Genomic DNA, 16,643 nt, shown 5'->3' on the forward strand with positions numbered 1-16,643 from the left:
TGGCGAGCCTAGGAGGGACACCTTCAGAGCGGGGTCATGCGCGTGTCAGGTCCCTGTCGCCCGGGCCGGGCCGGTCAGTCGGTGCCACGGAAGATGTGGTGGTCCGGCGTCTCCCGGTCCTCGCCGGCGAGCAGCGCCGGGCGCTTGGGGACGGGTCCCGCCGCGATGGGCATGGTGCCGAAGAACTCGAAGGTCGTCAGGTCGTCGTCGTCGAGCAGGTCTGAAGTCACACCGGGGCCTTTCGGGGTCGGTCGGGGCGGGGGTCGGTCGGGGCGGGGGTCGTGGGCGCGGGGGTCGGTCGGAGCGGGGTCGCGGGCGCGGGGGTCGGTCGGGGCGGGGGTCGGTCGGGGCGGGGGTCGGTCGGAGCGGGGTCGTGGGCGCGGGGGTCGGTGTGCGGTTTGCGGTGCGGTGCGGTGCCGTGCGGTGTGCGGTCAGGCGACGCGGGGGGTCGCGAGGGCGGTCGCGAGGGCGCCGTGGCGATCGGGGTCCTCGTCGAAGCCGCCGACGGATCCGGTGCCGCCGGGTGCGGCTGCCTCGCGCCGCGCCGGCCTCGGCGGCGCCGCGTCGTGCGCCAGCAGGCACTCCTCCAGGAAGGCCAGCGCCCGCAGGTGGTAGGTGCGGGCCGCCCAGCCGAGGCTGATGTTGTGTCCGGCGTCGGGCTGGTGGTCGACGGACACCCGGGGCGCGGCGAGCGGTGCGCGCAGGGCGGCGATGGCCTCCTCGTCGAAGTGCCACCACTGTTCCTGCTCGGCGAAGGTGAACCGCACGGGGACCTGGACCAGGGCGGCGAAGCCCGGGTAGAGCTCGGGCCACAGGGGCCCCTCCAGCGCCTCCCGGGCCGGGACCGGCGAGACGAGCGCGCGCCCGAGCCGGAAGGCGTCCGGCGGGTACAGGCGCAGCGCGCCCCAGTGCCTGCGCCACGCGCCGTGGCCGGCCGGGCCGGGCAGCTGGTGCGGGTCCACCGCGAACCGGCTGCCCAGGCCCGATATGTCGAGTCCGAGCAGCCCGGTCCTGTCGTCGGCGGCCGAGGCCAGGGCGAGTTTGCCGCCGTTGGAGTGCGCGACGAGGAAGAACCCGGCGCCGGTGTCGTGGCCCCGCGCGAACGCGGCGAGGGCCGCGTGCAGGGTGGCGGCCTGTTCGCACAGGCTCAGGCCCTCGGGCAGTGCCGTGGCCGAACTGCCGTACCCGGGGCGGTCGATGGCGAGCACGGTGTAGCCGAGTCCGGCTCCCGTGGTCAGCAGGGACAGGCCCGGACGGGCCCGGCTGTCGAAGTATCCGGCCCGCATACCGCCTCCGTGGATGGCGACCAGCACGGCTCTGGGCCGGACGCCCGCGGGCTCGGCGAGCAGCCCGGACAGGGTGATGCCGGCGGCGTCCAGGGTGATCTCGCGGACCTGCGGCTCAGCGGCGTTCGAGGGTTGTGCCATGACTATCAGCGCTCCAGGCGTTGCTCGGGACAGGATCCATGACCTCGCCACGGGGGGCGGTGCGGCACCGGGCCGCGCGCAGGCACCAGGTGACGCGGCGCCGTACGAGGGTGTGCAGGGCGAGTTCGGGCGCTCGGGGCGCCTGACCGACGGGGAGTCGGTACGTCACATCAGCCACGAAACATCTTCCATCCGTGATCGTTCAGGGCATACCGTATATGTCATGAACATGACTACTCTTTCTCTTCCGGAGCATGCGGTCCGTCGCTGTCAGCGCATGCTCAACTCCCTGCATTCGACGGCCTACTTCACGGCCGACTTCGCCGACGCGCTGGCCGCGCGCGGCATCACCGACCCGGCCGCGGCGCACCTGACGGCGAAGACGGCGGCCCTGGGAGCCGTGGGCCCCGGCACCGCGAGCGCCGCGCTCGGCGGCATCGGGCACGGCCTCCTCGCCCGGCACCTGCCGCACGTCTGGGAGCGGATCACCCCGGCCGAGGTCCTTGAACTGCGGTTCGCCGCGGCGGACAGCACCCTGCGCCGGCTGCTCGGGGACGACACCCTCGCCTCCCCGGAGATGGCCGAGGCGGCACGGCTCGCCCTGCGGGCGACCGGGGCCTGCGTCCCCCAGGGGCGCCCCATGTACGCGGCCCTGGCCGACGTGAAGGAGCCCCAGCCCGCGCACCTGGCGCTCTGGTACGCGGCCACGCTGCTGCGCGAGTACCGGGGTGACGGCCATCTCTGCGTCCTCGTCGGCGCCGGTGTCGCCGGACTCGACGCGCTGGTCCTGCACGCCGCCACCGGCGAGGGCGTACCCAAGGACGCGGTGATCGCCGGACAGGGCTGGAGCGAGCGGGAGTGGGAGGAGGCCGAGAGCCGCCTGCGGGCGCGCGGCCTGCTCGACCCGGAAAACCAACTCACCGAGCAAGGGCGGAAGTTGCGCGAGGATTTGGAGGACGAGACCGACCGCCTGGACGCCGCGCCGTTCGAGCACCTGGGCGGCGAGGGGGTGGCCCGTCTGACCGAACTGACCGAGTCCTTCGTGCGGGCGGCGGCCGACGCGGGCGCCTACCCCGCCCATCTGCGCCAGCTCTTCCTGCCGGTCTGAGTACGGGGGCGGAGGGTCGGCCCGGGAGGCGGCGCGGGGAGCGGTCCGGGCGGCGGCCCGGGGAGCCGTCCGTCCGCCCGGGCCGGCCGGCCGCTCAGAACGGGGCGTCGGCGAAGGCGGCAAGACGCCGCCCCCTCGTCCAGTCGACGTGGAAGACGATCCGGGCAAGCCGCCAGCCGTCCGCCGTGCGCAGCGCGTGGGCCTCGTAGTGGCCGCCGACCTCGAACAGCCCGGCGTCGGCGTCCAGATGCACGTGCGTGGCCAGCTGGTGCACGCGCAGCCGTGCCCCGTCGCCGTCGACGTCCACCGCGTGGGGGCCGCTGATGTGGTGTGTGGCGCGCCACCACGCCCGGGCCGTGCGCTGGAAGGCGGCGTAGCCCGCGACTCCGTGGTGGGAGCCGATCGGGAAGGACAGCTCGACGTCCTCGGTGAAGACCGTACGGAACCAGTCGTCGTCCAGGTCGCGTTCGGCCACCGAGTCCAGGGCCACCACGTAGCGGTCGAAGAGTTCCCGCAGCTCCGCCCGGTCGGCGGCGTCCCGCGTCGCGGTGCGCTCCCCGCTCACGCTCCCGTGCCCCTGCGCCCCGCCCCGCCCTGCCAGCTGCGCGGCGGCCGGTGCGCGGCCGAACGCTCCAGGCGGTGCCACCGCGCGGTGGCACGGGCCGCCGCGTCGGGCCCCGCCGAAGCGTCGTCCCCGGCTGTTGCGGCCCGGGACAGCAACACCGCTGCCAGCGCCGCGAGTTCGGCCTCGGTCGGGTTGCCCTTCTCGACCCGGACCAGGGTCTCGCCGTTCATGGCGGACGTGCTCATGTCGTTTCCCTCCGTTGATGAAGACCGCTCCGTCGGTGGCGTCGGCAGGTGGAGCCGGCCGCCGTGGGGCGTGGGGTTGTGAAAGACCGGATGCCGCCGCACCACGGGGCGCGACGGCATCCGGGACGCGGGGGTGGTTCAGGCGAGAGCGGCGGTGAGGGCGCGGTCGAAGACGTCCTCGTCCTGGGCCCCCGTGACAGTGGCGGCGCCGATCCGGAAGACCGGCACCGAGCGGATGCCCAGGCCCCGGGTCCGCGCGAGCCGGTCGCGCAGCCGCTCCGCCTCGTCCGGATCCTCCCCGGGGCGTACCCCGGTCTCGGCGGCGAGCCGGTCCAGGGTGGCGCGCTCGCCTATGTTGAGGCCATCGGTGAGATAGGCGCGGAAGAGGCGTTCGGCCATGGCCTCGCCCAGCCCCTGGGCGGCGGCGCGGGCCAGCAGGCGGTGCGCCTCGAAGGTGTTCACATGCACGGCGCGGTCGAAGCGGAGGTCCAGGCCGGCGCCCGCACCGACCGCCGCCATGGCGGACCTGGCGCGCTCCATCTCGGCCCTGCCGCCGAAGAAGCCGAGGTGCACCTGGTCCAGCGGGACACCCCCGGCCGGTGCGTCGGGCGTGACCTGGAACGGCAGGAAGGCGACGTCCAGGACGTGTCCGGCCGCCCGGTGGCGGTCGGCGGCGCGCTCGAAGCGGGCGAAGCCGATGCAGGAGTGGACGCAGGTCAGGTCGAGTGCGATCTCGACGTGCAGCGGCGGGTGTTGCGTCGCGGGGGGCATGAGAAGGCCTTTCAGTGCGTGGCGGATACGCCGGAGTGCGGGGGCCGCGCCGTCACGGAGCGGACCTGGAACCAGCCGAACCGCCATCCTTCGGCGGTGCGCACCGCACGGGCCTCGTAGTGGCCCTCGATGTCGACCCGGGTGTCCGTGTCCGTGGCCGTGGCGCCCGGCTCGTGCGTCGCCTGCTGGCGCACCGTCACCGTCGCCCGGTCGCCGTCCACGTCCACGGCGTAATCCGCGTCCAGGCGCTCCAGCGGGCCCCAGCCGGCCCGGGCCTGGCGGTGGAAGTCCTCGAAGCCCTCCATGCCCCGGTCCGTGCCGTCGGGGTAGCTGAACATGACGTCCTCGGTGAAGACGGACCGCGCCCAGGCCGGCTCGCTGCCGGGCTCCGGCGTGCGCAGGCCGGCCAGGAAGCGCTCCGTCAGCTCCCGCACCTCACCGGCGTCCCGCCCGGCGGCGGGCTCCTTGTGCTGCGCGCGGCCGCCCAGGTAGTAGGCCACCGACACCACCAGCGCGCCGCACGCGACGACGGCGAAGGTCGGCTGGATGCCGAGCGCGGAGACGATGGGCTGGGTGATGACGGGCGCGAGGAACTGGCCGAGGAAGAGGGCGGTGGTCAGCAGTCCCGCGTAGCGGGCCCGTACCTCGGCGGGCGCTTCGGCGAGCACCCAGTTGTTCAGGTTCGGCATGAGGAAACCGAGGCCGGTGCCCATCACCAGCAGGGCCACGACCAGGACGGCGACGTTGGGCGCCACCGCGAGGATCAGATAGCCGATGCCGATCGCCAGGAAGGAGAGCGCGGCGAGCGTGAACTCACCGGCCAGCCTGCGGAAGAAGGCGAACCGCATCGCGACCATGCCCGTGGTGAAGGTCTGCACCGCCATGACGCCGCCGGCGACCACCGAGGGGGCGTCGAAGTGGTCCTCGACGAGGAACGGCACCTGCACGGGCACCGAGTAGAACGCGACCTGGCCGAGCAGCATCGCGGCGAGCGCGGCCACGATGCCGCCGGGCACCTTGCGGCTCCCGGCCGGCCGTGGCGCGCCCGGCTCACGGGGCGCCGCGATGGTGCGGCCACCGGGCAGGAACATCAGCGCGGGCACCAGCAGCAGTCCGCCGAGCAGGTAGATCAGGAACACCACGCGCCAGTCGAGACCCGCCAGCGCCCCGCCGCCGAGCAGCAGCACCACGCCGCCGAACGACCCGGCCGCCGCCTGCCGGCCCAGCAGACGCTGCCGGTCGGCTCCCTCGTAGAGGTCGGCGATCATGGCCATGCTGCTGGTCATGATGAGGGAGACGCCGATGCCGAGCACGGCGCGGCCGACCAGCAGGCTGTACAGGTCCGGCAGGTAGGCCCCCGAGCTGCCGCCGATGCCGAACGCGAACAGGCCGGTGATCAGGGCCCGTTTGCGCCCGAGGCGTTCCACGACGCGGCCCGCCAGCGGGGAGAACAGCACGATGGCCAGGGCGTGCGTCGTAGTGATCATCCGGGCGAGGAGATCGACGTTGGCGGAGTCGGCGAACGCCTCGCGGATCCCCGGGATCGCCGGGGCGACGGTGGCGCCCGCCATGATCGTCAGGGTGCCGACGAGCACAAGGGTGGTGCCCTGCCCCTTGTCCTTCGGTGGGTGCTTCGCAGCAGTCATGATGCCTCTCTGGTGGTACGCGTTGCTCGTGCCGGACGCCTCACTCGGTGTCCTTCCGCCCCCAGGCGGAGAAGAGCAGGGTGGTCACGTCACGGGCGGTCGGGTCGTCCAGGTTCGCCACGAACCGGTCCAGGTCCTCGGCGCCGACCAGGCCTCGTTCGACCAGGCCCGCCCCCTGGAGCTTCATGCGCAGACGCATCAGCTCGTTGTCGGCGGCGTGCTGGCCCGGGCCGAGCGGGGTCACCCGCAGGTCCACCGAGCCGAGCCCGGCGCGGGCCAGGGTCGCGGGCAGCCTGCGGCCCCAGTGCATGTCGGCGCCCGCCGCCTCCCAGCCCTTGAGGTAGGCGCCGACCAGGGCGCGGCCCACGGCCGTCGCGCAGTGCTCGCTGGGCAGGAAGTAGAAGTCCTCGACCAGGAAGTGCCCGCCGGGCGCCAGCCAGGTCACCGCGCGGCGCAGCACCTCCTCGGGCCGCTCCAGGTGCTCGAAGACGGCGCGGGCGAAGATCAGGTCGAAGGAGCCGGGCTCGAAGTCGGCCTCGGCGATGTCGAGCCGGGTGACCTCCAGGTTGGGGCGGCGGTCCGGGTCGAGGGCGCTGGTGTCGCTGTCGACGGCGAGCACGGAGCCCTGGTCGGCCCGTTCGGCCAGCCAGTACGCCATCGAGCCCGCGCCCGCGCCCAGTTCGAGGATCCGCCAGGTGCGGCCGATGGGCAGCTGCTCGATGATGGCGCGGCTGCCCGGGTCGTAGATCGACTCCCACAGGTCGCTGAGCGCGGCCTCGACCGACGCGGTGTCGGAGTCCTGTGCGGTGGTGGTCATGCGGGTCACCTCTTCTGTTCGGTGCGCGCGGCCGCGTCGACCTGAGCGGCGACGGAGCACAACACGTATTGGGGCGGGGCCACTTCGAGCCGGGCGAGCTCTTCTTGGCCCTCCAGGATGCGGGGGTCGGCCATCCAGCTGCTGTAGGCCACCTCGCTCACCCACATCGGGTAGTTGACGAACTCGGTGCCGTCCTCGCTGAGGTAGGGCGTCACCGAGATGAGTCCGGGAAAGTCCCGCTTCCACTCGCCGCTGCGGGCCAGCAGGTCCAGCAGCCGGCGGGCCGATTCGGGCCCGCCCAGGTGCCGGGTGGCCACGACGACCACCCCGGGCCGCTCGCCGACGGCGGGCCCCTCGATGGCGCCCTCGGCGGGGGCGCCGCTGAAGACGGTCGCGGCGAGCACGCCGGGGCGGGTGCCGAGCGCGTGCAGCACGCCCCCGGCCGGGTTGGTCCCGAACGAGGTGCGGTAGGCCGCCTCGCCGGTCCACTCACCGCGGTTGATCACGGTGGTGCCGTCGGCGCTGACATGGACGCGGGAGGAGATGAACCCCTCCGTGTGGCGCACCCAGGAACCCACCTCGTCGGTGAGGATCCGCACCAGGGACGCGGCGGTCTCGGGTCCGTCCACGCGCAGGACACCGAAGGTGACGAACCCGGCCTTCGGCGCGGCTGCCCGCTCGACTGCGATTGACATACGACAACTCCGTTGCGACTGCGGTGACTTGAGGCCTTCGACGGCGTCCGAGGCCTCGCTCAGCGGAACGCCTCGACGTGCTCCTCGGCCCAGCTCCGAAAGGTCCTGGCCGGCCTGCCCGTGACGTCCTGGACCACGGTCGAGCCCAGCTCGGGCTCCTTGGTGAGCGCCGCGAAGTAGTCCAGCGCGCCGTCGGCGTACGAGGGCGGCCAGCCGGTCGCGACCATCGCGGCGCGGGCGGCGTCGTGCTCCACGTCCTGCCAGCCCAGCTCGCGGCCCAGCACCTCACCGATGATGTGGACCTGCTCCTCCTGCGACTGCGCCTCGGGCCCGGTCACCAGGTACTTCTGGTGGGCGTGCCCGTCCTCGGTGAGCGCGGCCACGCCGACGGCGGCGAGGTCCGCCTCGTGCACCGAGGTACGGGTGGCGGCGCCGTAGGGGAAGTGGACCACTCCCCCGTCCTTGATCTGCTGGGCGAAGCCGAGCGCGTTGGCCTGGAAGCCGGTGGTGCGCAGGAACGTCCACTCCAGGGCGGTCGCCTCCAGCAGCTCCTCCAGATAGGCGTGGCAGTTGTTGTCGACGCGTTCCAGGCCGATGTGGACGCCGATGGAGGAGACGAGGACGGCCCTGCGGGCCCGGGCCTCGATCTTCTTCACGACGGCGGGCGCGGTCTCCACGCTGGTGGTGAAGAACGGCCACATCAAGAAGACGCCGTCGACGCCGTCCAGGGCCGCGTCCAGGCTGTCGGGGTCGGCCAGGTCGCCTTCGAACAGCTCGACGCCCGCGGGCAGCCGGCCAATGTTCGGGTCGTCCTTCAGCACCAGGGCGCGCACGTCGGCGCCGGCTTGGAGCAGCTGGGCCACGGCGTGCGGGCCGACGTTGCCGGTGGCGGCGGTGACCAGGACGGTGTTCTTCTTCGGCATCGTTGCATTCCCTAGGTCAAGCGGTCGAGAGGGGAGCGGGATGTGGGCGCGGGGGCTCACTGGGGCGGGTTGCCGTGCTTGCGCGAGGGCAGTTCGGCGTGTTTGGCGCGGAGCATGTCCAGGGAGCGGATGAGCACCGAGCGCGTCTCACGCGGGTCGATCACGTCGTCGATCAGGCCGCGCTCGGCCGCGTAGTAGGGGTGCATGAGCTCGTCCTTGTACTCCTGGATGCGCGCCTGGCGTACGGCGTCGGGGTCGTCGGCCGCGTTGATCTCCCGGCGGAAGACGACGTTGGCCGCGCCCTCGGCGCCCATGACGGCGATCTCGTTGGTGGGCCAGGCCAGGGCCAGGTCCGCGCCGATGGAACGGGAGTCCATGACGATGTAGGCGCCGCCGTACGCCTTGCGCACCACCAGCGAGATCCGTGGCACGGTGGCGTTGCAGTACGCGTACAGGAGCTTGGCGCCGCGCCGGATGATGCCGTTGTGCTCCTGGTCGACGCCCGGCAGGAAGCCCGGCACGTCGACGAGGGTGATCAGCGCGATGTTGAACGCGTCGCAGAACTGGACGAAACGCGCGGCCTTCTCAGACGCCTCGATGTCCAGGACGCCCGCCATGGCGGCCGGCTGGTTGGCGACGATGCCGACCACGTGGCCGTCCAGGCGGCTGAACGCGCAGACGATGTTGGGCGCCCAGGCCGGGTGCACCTCGAAGTACTCGCCGTCGTCGACGACCTCCTCGATGACCTTGCGCATGTCGTAGGCCTGGCCGGGATCGGCCGGGACCAGGTCGAGCAGCGCCTCGTTGATCCGGTCGGCGGGGTCGCCGGAGTGCTGAACGGGAGAGAGTTCGCGGTTGTTGGCGGGCAGCAGCGACAGCAGGTAGCGCACGTCCTCGATGCAGTGCTCCTCGTCGTCGTAGGCGAAGTGCGCCACGCCCGAGGTGCCGGCGTGCACATCGGCGCCGCCCAGGCCGTTCTGCGTGATCTCCTCGCCGGTGACCGCCTTGACGACGTCCGGACCCGTGATGAACATCTGCGAGGTCTCGCGCACCATGAAGACGAAGTCGGTGAGCGCCGGGGAGTAGGCGGCGCCGCCCGCACAGGGGCCGAGCATCACGGAGATCTGCGGGATGACGCCGGAGGCACGGGTGTTGCGCTGGAAGATGCCGCCGTAGCCGGCGAGCGCGGTGACGCCCTCCTGGATGCGGGCGCCCGCCCCGTCGTTGAGGGAGACCAGCGGGGCGCCGGCCGCCTCCGCGAGGTCCATGATCTTGTGGATCTTCTGGGCGTGGGCCTCGCCGAGCGCCCCGCCGAAGACCCGGAAGTCATGGGCGTACACGAAGACGGTGCGGCCGTGCACGGAGCCCCAGCCCGTGACGACGCCGTCGCTGTGCGGCCGCTTGTGCTCAAGGCCGAAGCCGGTGGCACGGTGGCGGCGCAACGACTCGACCTCGTTGAACGAGCCCTTGTCCAGCAGGAGTTCGATGCGCTCGTGCGCGGTGAGCTTTCCCTTGGCGTGCTGGCGTTCGGTGGCGCCGGCGTCGCCGTCGCGCACCGTCTCCTTGAGCTCCGACAGCTCCTCGACCCGGGCACGTATCGACTGGTCGCTCGCGGACATGATGGTTCCCACTCTCCTTGGTCAAAAAAGTCGGTCAGACGACGCCAGGCGCCAACGCGCTCTCGGTCGGGGCCAGTTGGCGGGCGAGGCCGGGCCGGCCGGGGGGGCCGGCGCGCAGCCACTCCTCCTCCAGCAGGCGCACCCGGGTGCTCAGCGGGGCGCCGCCGCGCACGGCGACGGCGGCCGCGTGGGTGGCGCCGCACGGCACGTCCAGCACGGTCCAGCCCGCCGGATGGCGCTCGGCCCGCGCCCCGAGGTAGTCCTGGGCGGGAGAACGGCTCAGGCCGGTGCCGATGCCCTTGAGGTAGGCCTCCTTGCGGGTCCAGATCCGGCCGAAGGCCGCCGCCCGCTCGGTCCCGGCCGCGCACCCCGCCAGTTCGCGCTGCTCGTCCAGGTGCAGGGCCCCGACGCACACGTCGATCGTCTCGGCGCCGGGCAGCCGCTCCACGTCCACGCCGAGCGGGGTGGTGGCGACGCCGATGAACGCGACGGTGCTGCTGTGCGAGAGCGAGAAGTGCAGGGGCGGCGCGGGCAGGTCGAGGGCCGGGCGGCCGTGGCGCTCGCCGCAGCCCGGGCACGGCTCGCGGGTGAAACGCACGTCCTTCGGCGCGGTGTCCAGATAGCGGCCGAGCAGCCGGCGCAGCGCGACGTGGACCGTCGCGTACAGCAGGCCGTCGGCGGGACGGATGAAGGAATCGGCGCGGCGACGCTCGGCCGCGTCGAGTTCGGACCGGTCCAGCAGGTGCGCGCGGTCGGGGTGCGGGCTGCGCATCAGCCAGAGGTCGAGCGCGCCGTCGCCGAGGGTGAACTCCTCGTCCGCCCGGCACGGCGACGGCTCGGGGGTGACGGCGTGGCTCCTGGCGCGGGCGTCGCTCATGCCGTGACCGCGCTGTCGTGGACCGCGCTGTCGTGCGGGCGGGCCGGGCGCGGCCCCAGCTGTCCGGCCAGGCACGCGACGAGTTCGGCCGCGCTGTTGGCCAGCAGCAGCATCTGCAAGTCGAGTTCGACCCGCAGGGCCTGCTCCATCCGGTGCTGGAGTTCGAGCCCGGCGATCGAGCCGACCCCGAGGCTGCGCATCGGCCGGCCGGTCGTGTCCACCTGGTGCGCGCTGATGCCCAGGACGCGGCCCAGCTCCTGACGTACGTAGGCGTCGAGGACGCGGGTGCGTTCGGCGTGGCCGACGCGGGCGAGGCGGGCCGGGTCGGGGGCCGGTGCCGCCGTGGCCTTGGCGGTGGCCCCGCACGTACGGGCGGAGCGACCCGTGCGGTTCACAGTCATGTCCCTTTCCGATGGATGTCCTGCTCCCCGGGGGGAGCGCGGTGCGCCGCGCTCCCCCGAGGAGCCGGGCGTCAGGCCTGGTACGGGGTCTTCGCCCGGCCCTCGCGCAGCACGGTGCCCCACCAGGTGAGCTGGTCGAGGAGCACCTTGGCCGCGCCGGCCGGAGCGGTCTCGTCCTTGGGCTTGCCGTCGTCGTCGAACGTGCCCCAGGGGCTGTGGAAGCTGACGGCGTCGCGGACGGTCACCGCGTGCAGCTCGGCGAAGACCGGACGCAGGTGCTCGACGGCGCGCAGACCGCCGGACAGGCCGCCGTAGGAGACGAAGCCGACGGGCTTGGCGCGCCACTGCGTGTAGTGCCAGTCGATGAGGTGCTTGAGCGAGGCCGGGTAGCTGTGGTTGTACTCCGGCGTCACCACGACGTAGGCGTCGGCCGCCTCGAGACGCGGCGAGATCTTCGCGAGGATGTCGGCGGCCTCACCGGCGGGGCTGAAGGAGTGCGCGTACGGCAGCTCGTGGTCGACCAGGTCGATGACGTCGACCTCCAGGTCGGCGCGCTCCTTCGCCTGAGCGGCGAACCACTCCCCGATGACCGGTCCGAACCGGCCCTCGCGGACGCTGCTGATGATGACGGCAAGCCGCAGGGGCTCGTTCGACATGTCTTTCACCTTTCATCTTCGGGGGATTTTTGGGCGGCGCCGCGCGCCACCCGCCCGGGCGCGAGGCCACGGAGTGCGACGACCAGGCCGAGGAGTCCCACGGCCGTGATCAGGTACAGGACCGGGCGCTGCCCCGAGGGCAGCACCGCGGCGCACAGGGCGGTCATGACGGCCGCCCCCAGCTGTACGCAGGTCTGGTAGAGGCCGCCGGCCGCGGGCTGGTCGGCGGGGGCCACGGAACTGGTGGCCTGGACGTGGAAGGCGGTGAAGGCCAGCACGAACGCGACGCCGACGAGCACCAGCGTGGGCAACAGGTCGCGTACGTAGGACTGTTGGTCCCCGGCCGCGTACAGCGCGTACCCGAGGGTCGCGGACGCCGCGCCCGCCGCGATGAGCCGGGGCGGCCCGAAGCGGGCGACGAGCCGGCCCGACAGCAGCGCGGTGACGGCGAGCGGCGCGGCGGCCGGCAGGAACGCGAGGCCGGTGAACCAGGGGCCGTGGCCGGCTTGTCGCTGCATCCGGAGGGTGACCACCAGGAGCAGCCCCAGGTACGAGCCGTTGAGCGCGCCGGCGCCGAGCGCGGAGCGAAGGAGCGGCCCGTGGCGCAGCAGGTCGAGCCGCAACAGGGGTTCGGGCGCGCTCAGTTCCACGCGGACGAAGACGGCCGCGAGCAGCGCCGCGAGCACGAACAGGACGACGGTGCCCGGCGCGTCCCAGCCGCGCCCTGCGCCGCAGGTGAGCGCGGCCACCAGCGCCAGCATCGCGCCGGTGAGGGCCAACGCGCCCGCCGCGTCGTAGCGGCGCGGCGCCTTCGCTCCGGCACCCGGCTCATCGCGCGGGATCAGCCGCAGCGCGGCGCCGAACAGCAGCAGTGCGACCGGCGCGGGGAAGGCGAAGGTCCAGCGCCAGCTGAGCTCGGTGAGCGCGCCGGAAAGCAGCAGTCCGGCCGAGAAGCCGCTGGCGCCGAAGAGCGAGTACACCGACAACGCCCCTCTGCGCGCGGGACCTTCGGGAAAGACGGACGCGATGATCGCGAACCCGGTGGGCGCGGTCAGCGCGGCGCAGAAGCCCTTGACGAAGCGGGTGGCGATCAGCAGCGCCGCGCTCGTCGCCGGCGCGCCCGCCAGTGACGCGGCGGCGAACACCAGGAGCGCGGCGAGGTAGACGGGGCGCCGGCCGTGGATCGCGACGAGGCGGCCGCCGAACAGGAGCAGCCCGCCGAAGCCGACGGCGAACCCGGAGACCACCCACTGGAGTCCGGCCGTCGCCAGGCCCAGATCGTCGCCGATGGAGGGCAGCGCGACCAGCGCGACGGACACCTCCAGGGCGTCGATGAGCATGTTGCCGGCGAGCACGGACAGCAGCCCCCACTGGGCGGGGGTGAAGCGGGTGCCGGCCCGGTCGGGGCGCGTGGGTGTCGAGAGCATCGTGATCTCGCTCCGCAGGGGTCGTGGGGTATCGGTGGGTGGGGTCCGTGGGACCGGCCGCGGTCGGGGGAAGCGCCGCGGCCGGCCCGGTGCGTGGGCCCGGCCTCAGCCGAGCAGGGTGCCGCCGGTGGCGTCGACGAACGAGCCGGTGATCCAGCGGGCGTCGTCGGTGGCGAGGAAGGCCACGACGTCGGCGACGTCCTCGGGCTCGCCCACCCGGTTGAAGGCGGACATCCCCGCCATCGCCTCCACCGCCTCGGGGATGCCGAAGACGGGGTTGCTGTTACGGGTGATGCCGGGCGCCACCGAGTTGACGGTGATGTTGCGCGGCCCCAGGTGCTTGGCGAAGTGCAGCGCCAGCTGGTCCACCGCTCCCTTGGTCATCGCGTACGCGATCTCGTCCGGGTTCGCGAACCGAGTGAGGCCGGAGGTGATGTTGATGATGCGGCCGCCGTCGGGCATGTTCTTCAGTGCCCGCTGGATGAGGAAGAACGGGGCCTTGGCGTTGACCGCGAAGAGCTCGTCGAACTTCTCCGGCGTGGTCTCCTCGGGCTTGACGCCGCCCATCACACCGGCGTTGTTGACCAGGATGTCCAGGTCGGTGGTACCCGTGCGCTCGCGCAGGCCGCTCTCCAGGGCGAGGAAGAGCTCGTGCGCGTCGCCCGGGACGCCGAGTTCGGCCCGCACGGTGAAGGCGCGCCCGCCGTCCTTCTCGATGATCTCGACGACCTCGTCGGCCGCGTCCTTGTTGGCGGTGTAGTGGACGGCGACGAGCGCGCCCTCCCGCGCGAGGCGGATCGCCGTCGCGCGCCCCATGCCGCGGCTGGAGCCCGTGACGAGCGCCGTCTTGCCGGTGAGCTTGCCCATGTCTGTACTCCACTTCTTGGCCGGCGCGGTGGCCGGCGTCGTCGTCCTGGTGGTGCCTGCCGGGTCGCCGAACCATCGGGTCAGCGCTCGCGGCAGGCCGGCTGCCCGGGTGTCGCCGGTGCCGGGGCCGGTGTCGGGGCCGCTGTCGGTGTCGGTGTCGGTGTCGGCCCAGACGACATAGCCGTCGGGGCGCACCAGGAGGGCGCCGGTGTCCGGCGCGGGAGCGCCGGTCAGGGCGCTCACGTGCACCGTGCGCACCAGCGGCGCCCACGGCGCGGCGGCGGCGGCCAGCTCCGCGCCGCGCGCGGCGTCACCGGGCAGGAGCAGCAGCACGCCCCGCCCGCCGCGCAAAGTCTCGGCGGTGGTCAACTCCCCCTCGGGCGTCGCCAGTTGCCAGTGCGGCAGACGCAGGCCGAGCAACGGGTGGCTGCCCGGACCCACGCCGTCCGGACCCACGCCGTCAGGACCCACGCCGTCAGGACCCACGTCGTAGCGGATGTCGAGGCCGGAGATCATTCCGGCCAGGTGGGTCCTCACGTTCTCGCATCCGCCGATCAGCTCGGCGAAGACCTCGCGGGTGGCGTCGACCTCCGCGGAGCCGAGCAGCAGCAGGGCCTGGGTCCTGATGTTGCTCAGAACCTTCTGTCCCACGGCCCGCCGTTCGCCGTCGTAGCTGTCCAGGAGCCCCTTCGGCCCGCGCCCGGTGACCTGCGCGGCGAGCTTCCAGCCGAGGTTGGCGGCGTCCTGAAGGCCCAGGTTGAGAGCCTGCCCGCCGATCGGCATCTGCTGGTGGGCCGCGTCGCCGGCGAGGAAGAGCCGGTGGTCGCGGTAGGTGGCGGCCTGCCGGGAGGCGTCACCGAAGGAGTTCACCCACAGCGGGGTGCCGCCGGCGATGTCCTCCCCGGTGACGCGCTTCCAGGCGCCGACGACGTCCGCGAACTCGGGCTGCGCGCCGCGCGGCACCGCACCGAACTCGTGCACCATCACCCGGGTCACTCCATCGGGACGCCGGGCGGCGATGGCCAGTCCTCGCGGCAGCCGCTGGAAGCGGCGGTTGGCGATGTCGATGCCCGCCACGTCGGCGCGCAGCAGTTCGCGGCTCGCGTCGGCGCCGGGAAAGTCGAAGCCCCCCAGCCGGCGCACGACGCTGTTCTCGCCGTCGCAGCCGACGACGCACTTGGCCCGGAAGAACTCCGTCCTCCCCTCGGCCGTGCGCACCTCGGCCTCGGCGTACTCCTCGGTCACGGTCAGTCCGGTCACCTCGTGACCGCGCCTGATGTCCGCGCCCAGGTCCTTGGCCCACTGTCCCAGCAGCTCCTCGATGCGGGTCTGCGGGACCTTCCACTGGCCCGGGTGGGGGCCGGGAAGCGTGAGATCGAGCGGGATGCCCCCGAAGTGGCCCATCACGTCGCTGGGAATGTCCCCGAGCGGCGCCAACAGACCGCGGGCGTCCAGGAGTTCCATGGTGCGGGCGTGCAGGGTGGACGCCCGCGACTCGGTGGTCGGCGCGGTGAGCCGTTCGAGGACCACCACGTCCGCGCCCGCGAGCCGGAGCTCACCGGCGAGGAACAGCCCGACCGGGCCCGCGCCCACCACGATCACCTGGGTCTCGGTGTGGTCCCCGGCCATGGTCAGGCCGCCTTGTTCTGGGCGATGTTCTCGGCGTAGTCCTTGGCGTAGCCGAGCGTGGCGCGGCTGTTGGTGCTCAGCGCGGTGTGGACGTACTTCCTCGCGTCCTCGACGGTGGCGTCGGCGCCCAGGATCCTGGCGATGTTCGCGGTGTTGAGGGTGACGGTGTGCTGCGAGGAGGCGGCGACGCCGTCGGCGTTCTCGGCGAACGTCCAGTAACCGGTGTGCAGCGTCATCAGCGCAGGCAGCGTCACCTGCTTGTACGCGATCTTCTCGTGCGGGAAGGCCACGCGGTAGGACTTGGTGGTGTGCACCGAGCCGTCCTTGGCGCGGGTGTCCATCTCCAGCTCCTGAAGGCCGGGGGAGGGCTCCTCGAAGCGGACGGTGGCCACGTGCGCCAGGCGCTCGGGCCACAGCTGGGCCTCGTTGACGAAGTCGAAGACGTCCTTGGCCGAGCCGACGATCTGGACGGTGTCCTCGAAGGAGAACGTCAGGTCCTCGGCGGCGTGCGCGGCCTCGACGTTGGTCTTGAGGGCGGCCAGCTCCGAGCGCGAGTTGCGGTCGACGGCCTCGTCGATCCACTTCAGCGACTCGGGGTCGTCGTCGATGGCCCGGTAGTCGTGCAGCAGCCGCACACGGGAGTCGGTCTTCGAGACCGGCTCGATGATCCAGGTGCCGCCCATGGAGGCGACCGGCGGCGCCGAGACCTCCTGGCGGAACGTGATCCGCAGCTGCTCGGGGTCCAGGGTTCGGTGCGAGGTCCAGTTCTTGGCCTCGCCGTTGGCGGTGGCCCAGATGCGGATGCGCTCCTCGGTGGCGGAGCGCTCCACGTGGTCGACGTAAATCGTCGGCGGGAAGATCCGGGGCCAGTTCTGCACCTCGGCTATCAGCCGGTACACGGCGGCGGCCGGAGCGGAGATCGTGATCTCGTGCTCCACCTCGCGCAGGCCGGGCTGCGACATGCTGGTAA

17 protein-coding genes are annotated in these 16,643 nt (G+C 72.9%); 1 reads left to right on the plus strand and 16 read right to left on the minus strand.

Annotation, left to right across the window (positions count from 1 at the left end):
• Positions 1–74: 74 nt before the first annotated feature.
• Together ABR738_RS17490 and ABR738_RS17495 are read right to left on the minus strand one after the other, a co-directional pair.
• Positions 75–230 carry a hypothetical protein gene (locus ABR738_RS17490; RefSeq protein WP_350230910.1) on the minus strand — a complete coding sequence of 52 codons (156 nt, stop codon included), beginning with the start codon at positions 228–230 and terminating at the stop codon, positions 75–77.
• A gap of 201 nt (positions 231–431) precedes the next feature.
• Positions 432–1,427 carry an alpha/beta fold hydrolase gene (locus ABR738_RS17495; RefSeq protein WP_350230911.1) on the minus strand — a complete coding sequence of 332 codons (996 nt, stop codon included), beginning with the start codon at positions 1,425–1,427 and terminating at the stop codon, positions 432–434.
• 229 nt (positions 1,428–1,656) lie between these two features.
• On the opposite strand from ABR738_RS17495, the gene ABR738_RS17500 reads away from it, so the two are divergent.
• Entirely contained in the window at positions 1,657–2,535 is an 879-nt protein-coding gene (locus tag ABR738_RS17500; protein WP_502964224.1) for an SCO6745 family protein, read from the plus strand.
• Positions 2,536–2,629: 94 nt separating this feature from the next.
• Here the strand turns inward: ABR738_RS17500 and ABR738_RS17505 are convergent, their stop codons facing one another.
• The 14 genes from ABR738_RS17505 to ABR738_RS17570 form a co-directional block, all read right to left on the minus strand.
• A complete protein-coding gene (locus tag ABR738_RS17505) occupies positions 2,630–3,100 on the minus strand; it encodes a nuclear transport factor 2 family protein (protein ID WP_350230913.1) in 471 nt (156 codons plus the stop codon).
• On the minus strand, positions 3,097–3,345 hold the full coding sequence (locus ABR738_RS17510) for an acyl-CoA carboxylase epsilon subunit (protein ID WP_350230914.1): 249 nt from the start codon (positions 3,343–3,345) through the stop codon (positions 3,097–3,099). The genes ABR738_RS17505 and ABR738_RS17510 overlap by 4 nt, the downstream gene beginning before the upstream one ends.
• 138 nt (positions 3,346–3,483) lie before the next feature.
• Positions 3,484–4,116 carry a DsbA family oxidoreductase gene (locus ABR738_RS17515; RefSeq protein WP_350230915.1) on the minus strand — a complete coding sequence of 211 codons (633 nt, stop codon included), beginning with the start codon at positions 4,114–4,116 and terminating at the stop codon, positions 3,484–3,486.
• Positions 4,117–4,127: 11 nt separating this feature from the next.
• Positions 4,128–5,762 carry an MFS transporter gene (locus ABR738_RS17520; RefSeq protein WP_350230916.1) on the minus strand — a complete coding sequence of 545 codons (1,635 nt, stop codon included), beginning with the start codon at positions 5,760–5,762 and terminating at the stop codon, positions 4,128–4,130.
• Between the two features lie 40 nt (positions 5,763–5,802).
• Positions 5,803–6,579, minus strand: a complete 777-nt coding sequence (locus tag ABR738_RS17525) for a methyltransferase domain-containing protein (protein ID WP_350230917.1) — start codon at positions 6,577–6,579, stop codon at positions 5,803–5,805.
• 5 nt (positions 6,580–6,584) lie between these two features.
• Entirely contained in the window at positions 6,585–7,274 is a 690-nt protein-coding gene (locus ABR738_RS17530) for a hypothetical protein (protein ID WP_350230918.1), read from the minus strand.
• Positions 7,275–7,333: 59 nt separating this feature from the next.
• The gene (locus ABR738_RS17535) at positions 7,334–8,197 is read right to left on the minus strand and encodes an NAD(P)H-binding protein (RefSeq protein WP_350230919.1); all 864 of its coding nucleotides are present in this window, start codon (positions 8,195–8,197) and stop codon (positions 7,334–7,336) included.
• Between the two features lie 56 nt (positions 8,198–8,253).
• Positions 8,254–9,816 (minus strand): acyl-CoA carboxylase subunit beta, encoded by a 1,563-nt coding sequence (locus ABR738_RS17540; protein WP_350230920.1) that lies wholly within the window; start codon positions 9,814–9,816, stop codon positions 8,254–8,256.
• A gap of 34 nt (positions 9,817–9,850) precedes the next feature.
• Positions 9,851–10,693 (minus strand): 4'-phosphopantetheinyl transferase family protein, encoded by an 843-nt coding sequence (locus tag ABR738_RS17545; RefSeq protein WP_350230921.1) that lies wholly within the window; start codon positions 10,691–10,693, stop codon positions 9,851–9,853.
• Positions 10,690–11,094: an acyl carrier protein gene (locus tag ABR738_RS17550; protein ID WP_350230922.1), complete on the minus strand. Its 405-nt coding sequence runs from the start codon at positions 11,092–11,094 to the stop codon at positions 10,690–10,692. The genes ABR738_RS17545 and ABR738_RS17550 overlap by 4 nt, the downstream gene beginning before the upstream one ends.
• A 71-nt stretch (positions 11,095–11,165) precedes the next feature.
• Complete coding sequence (locus ABR738_RS17555; RefSeq protein WP_350230923.1) at positions 11,166–11,750, minus strand: NADPH-dependent FMN reductase; 585 nt, start codon at positions 11,748–11,750, stop codon at positions 11,166–11,168.
• Between the two features lie 5 nt (positions 11,751–11,755).
• A complete protein-coding gene (locus ABR738_RS17560) occupies positions 11,756–13,177 on the minus strand; it encodes an MFS transporter (protein WP_350230924.1) in 1,422 nt (473 codons plus the stop codon).
• A 105-nt stretch (positions 13,178–13,282) separates the two neighbouring features.
• Complete coding sequence (locus ABR738_RS17565; RefSeq protein ID WP_350230925.1) at positions 13,283–15,673, minus strand: SDR family oxidoreductase; 2,391 nt, start codon at positions 15,671–15,673, stop codon at positions 13,283–13,285.
• A gap of 2 nt (positions 15,674–15,675) precedes the next feature.
• The gene (locus tag ABR738_RS17570) at positions 15,676–16,635 is read right to left on the minus strand and encodes an aromatase/cyclase (RefSeq protein WP_350230926.1); all 960 of its coding nucleotides are present in this window, start codon (positions 16,633–16,635) and stop codon (positions 15,676–15,678) included.
• Positions 16,636–16,643 lie beyond the last annotated feature (8 nt).

This window comes from Streptomyces sp. Edi4 (assembly GCF_040253615.1).
Lineage (GTDB): Bacteria > Actinomycetota > Actinomycetes > Streptomycetales > Streptomycetaceae > Streptomyces.